This window comes from Brevibacterium sp. S111, assembly GCF_004745075.1.
GTDB lineage: Bacteria > Actinomycetota > Actinomycetes > Actinomycetales > Brevibacteriaceae > Brevibacterium.
In genome coordinates, this window is record NZ_RHFH01000031.1 from 1 (window position 1) to 7,440 (window position 7,440).

Here is a 7,440-nt window from a genome sequence, read left to right on the forward strand (position 1 = left end):
CTACATTCAATGCTTGGGTATCAGACTCCCGCCGAAATCGAAGCAACCCACTACACGAGCCTACAGGAATTAGCAGCCTAAGAAACTGAACGAACGCTCAGCCTCTAGAAAACCCGGGACTTGACAGACCGGCGGGAATGGACCTTCGTCGCCAGCACGCCGCAGGACGGACAGCCCGGCGGGACGGTCGAGGCGATCACCACCCGCCGGCCCCCGTCGGGCAGGTCGACGGCATCGATGACGCGGTAATTGGGCAAGTTGAAGATCGTGCTCGCAGCATCACGCTGCGAACCAGTACTCTCGTGCACAGGCTCGTGGTCCTCTGAGATTCGGATGTCTTGACAACACCCATCACAGCAGGACCACGAGCCGTTCTACGTCAACGACGCGACGCTCCCCATCACCACGAACCGGGAAGAGCCCGTTTGCCTCAACGTTCATGGCCGGCGTCCTGCGTTGGCACGTCCGAATTCGTCGCATCGCCTTCGGGCGGAGTCGGGATGCGTCGGAATCGGGGGTGAAGGAGAACGAACACGGAGACGATGGCCATGATGGCCGCGCCGACGATGATCGGCAGAGAGGTCCAGACGCCGTACAGGACGGTACCGGCGGTGGGTGCGACGACGAAGGTGAGACCCATGTTGGCGGCGATGAGCCCGGCCAGGCCTCCTTGTTCCTCGCGGGAGACCAACAGTGTTGGTCCGGCGGTGTAGCCGGGCATGGCGGTACCCAAGCCCAGGCCGATGAGGGCGATCGATCCGAAGAGGGCGACCGGCCCGGCATCGGGGATCAGCACGAGGAATCCGAGCAGCGCAACCACGCCGCCCACACGCAGCAGGGTGGCCGGGCCCCATCCCGTACTAGGAACAACGACTGTCTGGGCGAGGATCATGCCGATACCTGCGGCCAGGAGGGCCGCGCCGGTGAGCACTCCGGCTGTCTTCGCGTCCAGGTGAAGTCGGTCTTGGACTATGAAGCCCGTGACGATCTGGATGAACCCCAGGGCGGTGAACATGCCGAACCCGGCGAGCAGGAACGGCCACACCCGCGAGTCTGTCGGCCGGACGCTCGTAGGCTTCTCGATCAGTGTGGTGCGCGCCTCGGGGCGCAGCCGAAGGGCGACCAGCACGAGGCCGAGGGCGAGGAGCACCGGGACGGAGAGGATCGGGGCCATCAGCCCGAAAGCGGCGAGCAGGCCACCGACAACGGAACCGGCGATCTGAGCCACGCCCTGGACCGCGCCCACACCGGCCATGCCCTTGATCCGGGTGGTCTCATCGGTGGTGACATCAGCGATGTAGGCCTGCGCGGTTGGTTGGATAGCAGCAATGGCGGTGCCGAACCCGATACCGCGCAGCACGACGAACAGCGCGAACAGAACGGTGCCGCTGAGAGCGCCGATCATGCCGACCTGGGAGATCAGCGCGAAGGCTGCCGTCGCGATCGCACCGAGGGCCAGCGCCGCGAGGAGAACGCGTTTGCGTCCCAGCGACTGCGACCGGCGCCCCCATATCTGAGCCGTGAGCACCACCATGATCGCTGCTGTGCTGATGGTCACCCCGACCTGCCATTCGGCCAGGCCGACCTCGCGTGAGAGCGGGGCAATGATGGGGTTCAGCGTCATCTGCGCCAGGTAGGCCAGGAACACCGCCGTTAGCACCAGCTTGATCTGCGCGGGGTTGCTTGTCGTCATCCTCGGGGGTCCTTCAGTGCATCCGGGTCGGTCACGATGACGGCGTAGCATGTGTGCGCACACCGCGCTGTTCTCGCGTGTCGTTTCATGAGGCGTCGGTGGGGTGGGTGACGCGCCAGCCTTGGGCCCGTTCGCGTTCGGCCCAGAAGTCGGCGTACAGACCTGTGCCGGCGACGAGGTCGGTGTGGGTGCCGTGCTCCACGATCGCGCCGTCATCGAGGACGAGGATCTGGTCGGCTCCGGCGATCGTCGTCAGGTCGTGGCTGACGATCAGCATGGTTCGGCCTTCAGACAGTGCGGCCAGGCCGGCGTGGACGGCGATCGCGTTCTCCGGATCGAGCGATGCGGTGATCTCGTCGAGAAGCACGATGGGCGAGTCCTTGAGGAAGGCTCGCGCGATGGAGACGCGCTGACGCTCTCCGCCAGAGAGCGCGACTCCGGCCTCGCCGACCTGCGTGTCGAGGCCGTGGGGCATCCGGTCGATGATCTCGTCGACGCGGGACAGACGGATCGCCTCGCGCAGTTCGTCGTCAGTGGCCTCCGGGTTGCCGAAACGGATGTTGGCCTCGATCGTGTCATCGAGCAGGTAGACGTTCTGTTGGACCACCGAGAGCTGCTCCATCACGGTCTGTACCGGCAGCAGCCTGGCATCGACACCGCCAATGCGCACAGTGCCTGCGTCGGGGTCGAAGAACCTGGCGGCCAGCTGCAGGATCGTGCTCTTGCCCGATCCTGACGGCCCTACCAGAGCGGTAGTGGTTCCCGGGTGCGCCGAGAAAGTCACCTCGTGCAGCACTTGTCGACCCCCGGGATATGTGAAGTCGACGTGGTCGAAGGCGAGTTCTCCGGCCTGTTCGATGCTGTCTGTGCCCTCGGGTTGCGCGGGTTCGTCGAGGACATTGTCGATGCGATCCAGGTCGTGACCGGCGAGCCGGAGCGCGGAGCCGAGGTCGGCGGCGTCGATGAGTGGACCGGTGAAGCGTGCGGCGGCGAACAGCACCACGGCGGCGGTCGCCGCGCTCGCCGCGCCGGTGAGGGACTGCCACACGGCGATGACGATGACGGCGGCGAACATCAGCTGCACGGCGGTCGCGAAGCCGATCAGGCCGGGCAGGCTGGTGCGCAGCGAGCGGCGGGAGGCTTCCTGTTGGGCGCGGTGTGCTCTCGCCAGCATGCCGTTGCCGGCCTGATCGGCCCGGAATGCCCTCATCACCGGCTGGGCGCGAGTGAACTCCACGACGCGGCTGGCCGCCTCAACCGCCGCCTGGTCGATCTGATCGGCCGAGCGCTCAGCGAGCGCGGCCGCCCACCGGTACACCAGATACAGGAGTGGGGCGGCGATCAGCATCGTCAGCGCCACCGGCCAGTCGATGAACAGCAGCCCTAGCGCGATGGTCATGGGCGTAACGACGGCGGTCACCAGCGGCTGGATCAGGGTCGAGGCGGCCGTCCACACGGCGGTCGTGCCCTGGGAGACTGATTGCGAGAGTCTTCCGGTGCGATCGGAGGAGAACCAGCCCACCGGCAGCACGCCGAGGTGGTCGATGATGCTGCGGTGCAGGCCGCGCATCAGGGCGAGCCCGATCCGGGATCCCAGCACGCTCTGGATCGAGAATGCGATGCCCGCGATGACAGCGGCACCGATCACCGAGAGGATCCACGGCCAGCTCGCAGAAGCTTCACCTGCGAGCAGGTGGCGTAGTGCGGGGATCGCCAGCAGCAGCGCGACGCCCTGGAGGATCCCGTAGGCGACGCAGACGGTGAGGAAGGCGCGCATCTTCGCCCGGTCGTCCGATGCGAGGATCGGCAGCAGCTTGCGGATCATGCGGTCGTTCCTTCCTGGGCGTTCCACAGAGCGGCGTAGAGTCGGCCATGGTCCAGCAGTTCGTCATGGCGGCCGGTCTCGACGACCCGGCCGCCCTCGAGAACCACGATCTGGTCCGCGTCGGTGATCGTGCGCAGCCGGTGCGCGATGACGAGGACCGCACGGCCTGCGATCAGCGTTGACAGGGCGTCCTGGACGGCTGCTTCTGATTCGGGATCTGCGAAGGCGGTGGCTTCGTCTAGCACCACGATGGGAGCGTCAGCGAGCATGGCCCGTGCGATGCACAGCCGCTGGGTCTCACCGCCGGACGGAGTCACCTGCTCGTGCACGATCGTGTCGTAGCCATGCGGCATGGACATGATCACGTCGTGGATCTGCGCCGCTCGCGCTGCCGCCTCCACGGTCGCGTCGTCAGCGTCCGGGGCCGCTAGGCGCAGGTTGTCGCGCACGCTCATGCGCAGCAGAACGTTGTCCTGGAACACGAATGCGACTCGCCGGTAGATCTCTTCGGGAGCCGCGTGCCGCAGGTCGACTCCGCCGATCCGGATCGCACCGTCGGTGACGTCCCAGAACCGGGGCAGCAGCCGCGCCAGCGTGGACTTGCCGGAGCCCGATGGGCCCACCAGTGCTGTGACGGTGCCGGGTCGCAGTACGAGGTCGATGTCCGAGAGCACGTCGGTCTGCCCATCGTAGGAGAATCGCACGCCGTCGTACTCCACCACGGCACCCTCCGGGGTGCGTGGATGCGCGACCTGCGGTAGTACCGGGGTGCGGAGCAGGTCGCCCAGCCGCGCCGCTGCCGCGGTGGCGGTGCGCATTGCCTGCGCCCCGATCCCCATGTTCAGCACCGGTGCACCCAGTCCGACCCCGATCATCAACGCCAGCAGCACCTCGGCCGGCGCCCCCCACCCTGAATGGACGAACCAGGCCCCTGTCGCGAGCACCAGGGCGATCACCGTCGGCGGTGCCAGTACCGCACTCGCCAGCGCGTTGACGCGTAGCAGTGGTCCCATCCAGCGTTCGAAGAACACGGCCAGCTCGTCACCGACTGCGTGGTAGCGCTCCTGAGTGCTGCGCGTCCGGCCGAATGTCTTCACGACCGCGATGCCCTGCACGAACTCCACGATCCGGGAGTTCACCCGGCCCAATGCCTCGTCCCAGCGTGCCGCGTTCTCCGTGTTTCCGCGCATCATCACGCTCAGTCCGACGAAGTACAGCAGCACCGGCACCAGGCACACCAGGCCCAATCGCCAGTTGACGACGAACAGCAGTACGAATCCCGCGAGCGGGGCCACTATGGCTCCCACCAGGTCGTTGATCGCGTGTGCCACCAGATGATGCACGTCGTGCACGTCATCTTGCAGGCGGCGCTTCACCTGACCCGAGGAGCGTTCTCCGAACCAGCCCAGCGGCACCCGCCACAGCCGATCGGTCAATCGTTGCCGAAGCGCCTGGCCCACCGTTCCGTCCGCTCCGTGAGTGATGGTGTATGCCGCCCCTGTCGCGGCAGTGCGCACCAACACGCCGATCACGGCGATGACCGCCCACGCCCACACCACGTTCCCGCTCGCGCCTGCCGGCTGCAACAGTTCCTCGACGATCCGATAGATCGCGACATACGGCACCAAGGACGTCAGCGCGCCAAGCGCTTGGAACGCCCCCGCCAGGATCAGCCGCCCACGCACCGGAGCGAGCAGCGAGCCGAGGCTCTTGTCACTACCAGCGGCTCTCGTCTCGGGCTCAAGCGTATCCGGCGCCGACTCGGATTGAGCGTCGGGCAACACAGCCTGAGTAGCGGTCGCATCATCGGGCATGAGCCATCCTTTCAAGCATCCACTCATCGACGGTCTGCACGGTCCCCGATCGCGGGCCCTGTGCAGTGCACAAATCTTTGAAGTGAGTGTACCCTTACCCGGCGCGTTTGTTCAACGGACAACTACGCCGGGTATCGTGGTGGCACGACACTCCGCGGATGGGAGCCGAGCATGACAAAGCCGAAGGCAAAGAAGAGCAAACGCCAGCGCGGACCGCGCACCGCCGCGGACGAAGCCCCCTTGACTACAGAGCAGATCATCGAAGCCGGAGTCCGCCTCACAGCCGCCCGCGGCCTAGCCGGGTGGTCCACTCGGGACCTCGCGAAAGAGGTCGGCTGCTGGCCGACGGCGATTGCGCACCGCGTCGGCCCACGCCACGAGGTCGACCGCGTCATCGTCGACGCCGTCATGTGCTCAGTCGACTTACCGTCACCAGAACTCTCGTGGCGACCGTGGTATCAGCAGCTCCTCACCTCGCTGCACGACACACTGTCTGCGCACCCCGGCGTCGCCCGCTGGCTCGGCATGGCCGCCACGACCGTCCCTGCGGCGGTGCTGATGATCGATACCGGGGTCAGCAAGCTCGCTGAGGCCGGCTTGGGCGACGAAGCACCCGCCGCACACATCATGCTATTGAATACCGCCGTGCACCTGATCGCCTCCGAAGACGAGCGAGATGTCGACCCCAAGCTTCAGGACGCGATCCTCGCAAGCCTCGGCATGTTGTCCGAGGACAGTCAGCATCCAGGGGCGGCAATGTTCGCGGACACGCTCGCCCATGCCTTTGACCTCGATAGGCTCTACAACTACGCAGTCGAGCGTGCACTCGACGGCGTCGCAGCCCGCATTGCGACGAGACAGCCGATGAAACCATAGGCAACATCTCATTAGGGTAGCCTCACCTAAAGGCATCGGGTACACTAGCACCGATCGATAATTTGTGCACTGCACACCTGGCATCGGATTGTCGGTCCTACCCGGCGCGGACACCCTCCCCAGGCGGATCTCCGGTCACCCGCGCTTGCCGAGCCCATCGGAGGTGATTGCCTTGTCCGCGACAGACAGCACTGACGCCTGGCCGCCGGACTCCGATGAGTCCCTTCGGTCAACTCGCAGAGCGTCGCCGCCAGCGCACAACGATCTCGACGAGTCACTGATGGACGCAGACCCCCAGCTGCACACCCTCGTGTCGGAGGAAATGTCACGTCAGCGGCAGACGTTGGAGATGATCGCATCGGAAAACTTCGCGCCAGTCTCCGTGCTTCAGGCGCAGGGTTCGATACTGACAAACAAGTATTCCGAGGGATATCCGGGCCGTCGCTACTATGGCGGATGTGCCCATATCGATGAGATTGAACGTCTCGCGATTGATCGGGCTCGGAAGCTGTTCTCGGCCGACCACGCAAATGTGCAGCCGCACTCTGGAGCTCAGGCGAACGCCGCTGCGTTCGGCGCCCTGATGAAACCTGGTGACACGGTGATGGGTTTGGCCCTTTCCCACGGCGGGCACCTCTCACACGGCACGACAATGAATGCTTCAGGAACCTTCTACAAAGCTGTCCGATATCACCTGGATTCCGATACCGGGCTGGTGAACTTGGAGACCGTGGCCCGTCTCGCGCGCCAGCATCGACCGCGAGTCATCGTTGCAGGGTGGACAGCCTATCCGAGGACGGTTGACTGGGCCGGGTTCCGACATACCGCCGACGAGGTCGGCGCCTTTCTCGTCGCGGATATGGCACACCTTGCTGGCCTGATCGCAGCCGGTGTGTACCCCTCGCCGGTGCCGTATGCCGATGTCGTCACCAGCACGACCCACAAGACTCTCGGAGGTGCGCGCGGTGGGCTGGTCCTCTGCCGGGGCTCACTGGCCGACCGAATCGACGCGGCTGTTTTCCCCGGGCACCAAGGCGGAGCGCTCAATCAGAGCATCGCCGCCAAGGCTGCCACCTTCCATCTCGCCGGCCGACCTGGGTTTGTCGGCTCTTCGCGGTTCGTGGTGAATGACCCTGCTGTGGCGGGTATTCACGCTACGGTTCTCGCGGCGCTGGTGAGCAGGATACGCGTCCGGTAGTTCTCCGCGTTGCGGAATCCGCGGCCGGTGCGTT

5 protein-coding genes are annotated in these 7,440 nt (G+C 65.8%); 2 read left to right on the top strand and 3 right to left on the bottom strand.

The genetic code is table 11. The features are described 5' to 3' along the window. Nucleotides 1-430 precede the first annotated feature (430 nt). The 3 genes from EB836_RS17675 to EB836_RS17685 form a co-directional block, all read right to left on the bottom strand. Complete coding sequence (locus EB836_RS17675; RefSeq protein ID WP_073884835.1) at nucleotides 431-1,693, bottom strand: MFS transporter; 1,263 nt, start codon at nucleotides 1,691-1,693, stop codon at nucleotides 431-433. An 85-nt stretch (nucleotides 1,694-1,778) separates the two neighbouring features. Then, entirely contained in the window at nucleotides 1,779-3,518 is a 1,740-nt protein-coding gene (locus EB836_RS17680) for an ABC transporter ATP-binding protein (protein WP_073884834.1), read from the bottom strand. Continuing rightward, on the bottom strand, nucleotides 3,515-5,332 hold the full coding sequence (locus EB836_RS17685) for an ABC transporter ATP-binding protein (RefSeq protein WP_073884833.1): 1,818 nt from the start codon (nucleotides 5,330-5,332) through the stop codon (nucleotides 3,515-3,517). The genes EB836_RS17680 and EB836_RS17685 overlap by 4 nt, the downstream gene beginning before the upstream one ends. 171 nt (nucleotides 5,333-5,503) lie before the next feature. Here EB836_RS17685 and EB836_RS17690 point away from each other — a divergent pair, with 171 nt between their 5' ends. Both EB836_RS17690 and EB836_RS17695 read left to right on the top strand, forming a co-directional pair. Beyond that, a complete protein-coding gene (locus EB836_RS17690; protein ID WP_073884832.1) occupies nucleotides 5,504-6,208 on the top strand; it encodes a hypothetical protein in 705 nt (234 codons plus the stop codon). Nucleotides 6,209-6,488: 280 nt separating this feature from the next. Next, nucleotides 6,489-7,406 (top strand): serine hydroxymethyltransferase, encoded by a 918-nt coding sequence (locus EB836_RS17695; protein ID WP_073884831.1) that lies wholly within the window; start codon nucleotides 6,489-6,491, stop codon nucleotides 7,404-7,406. Nucleotides 7,407-7,440 lie beyond the last annotated feature (34 nt).

Bases quoted from the DNA above. Each gene is read 5' to 3' on its own strand.
- EB836_RS17695 (WP_073884831.1), top strand. From the start codon at position 6,489: ATGGACGCAGACCCCCAGCTGCACACCCTCGTGTCGGAGGAAATGTCA.
- EB836_RS17680 (WP_073884834.1), bottom strand. From the start codon at position 3,518: ATGATCCGCAAGCTGCTGCCGATCCTCGCATCGGACGACCGGGCGAAG.
- EB836_RS17690 (WP_073884832.1), top strand. From the start codon at position 5,504: ATGACAAAGCCGAAGGCAAAGAAGAGCAAACGCCAGCGCGGACCGCGC.
- EB836_RS17685 (WP_073884833.1), bottom strand. From the start codon at position 5,332: ATGCCCGATGATGCGACCGCTACTCAGGCTGTGTTGCCCGACGCTCAA.
- EB836_RS17675 (WP_073884835.1), bottom strand. From the start codon at position 1,693: ATGACGACAAGCAACCCCGCGCAGATCAAGCTGGTGCTAACGGCGGTG.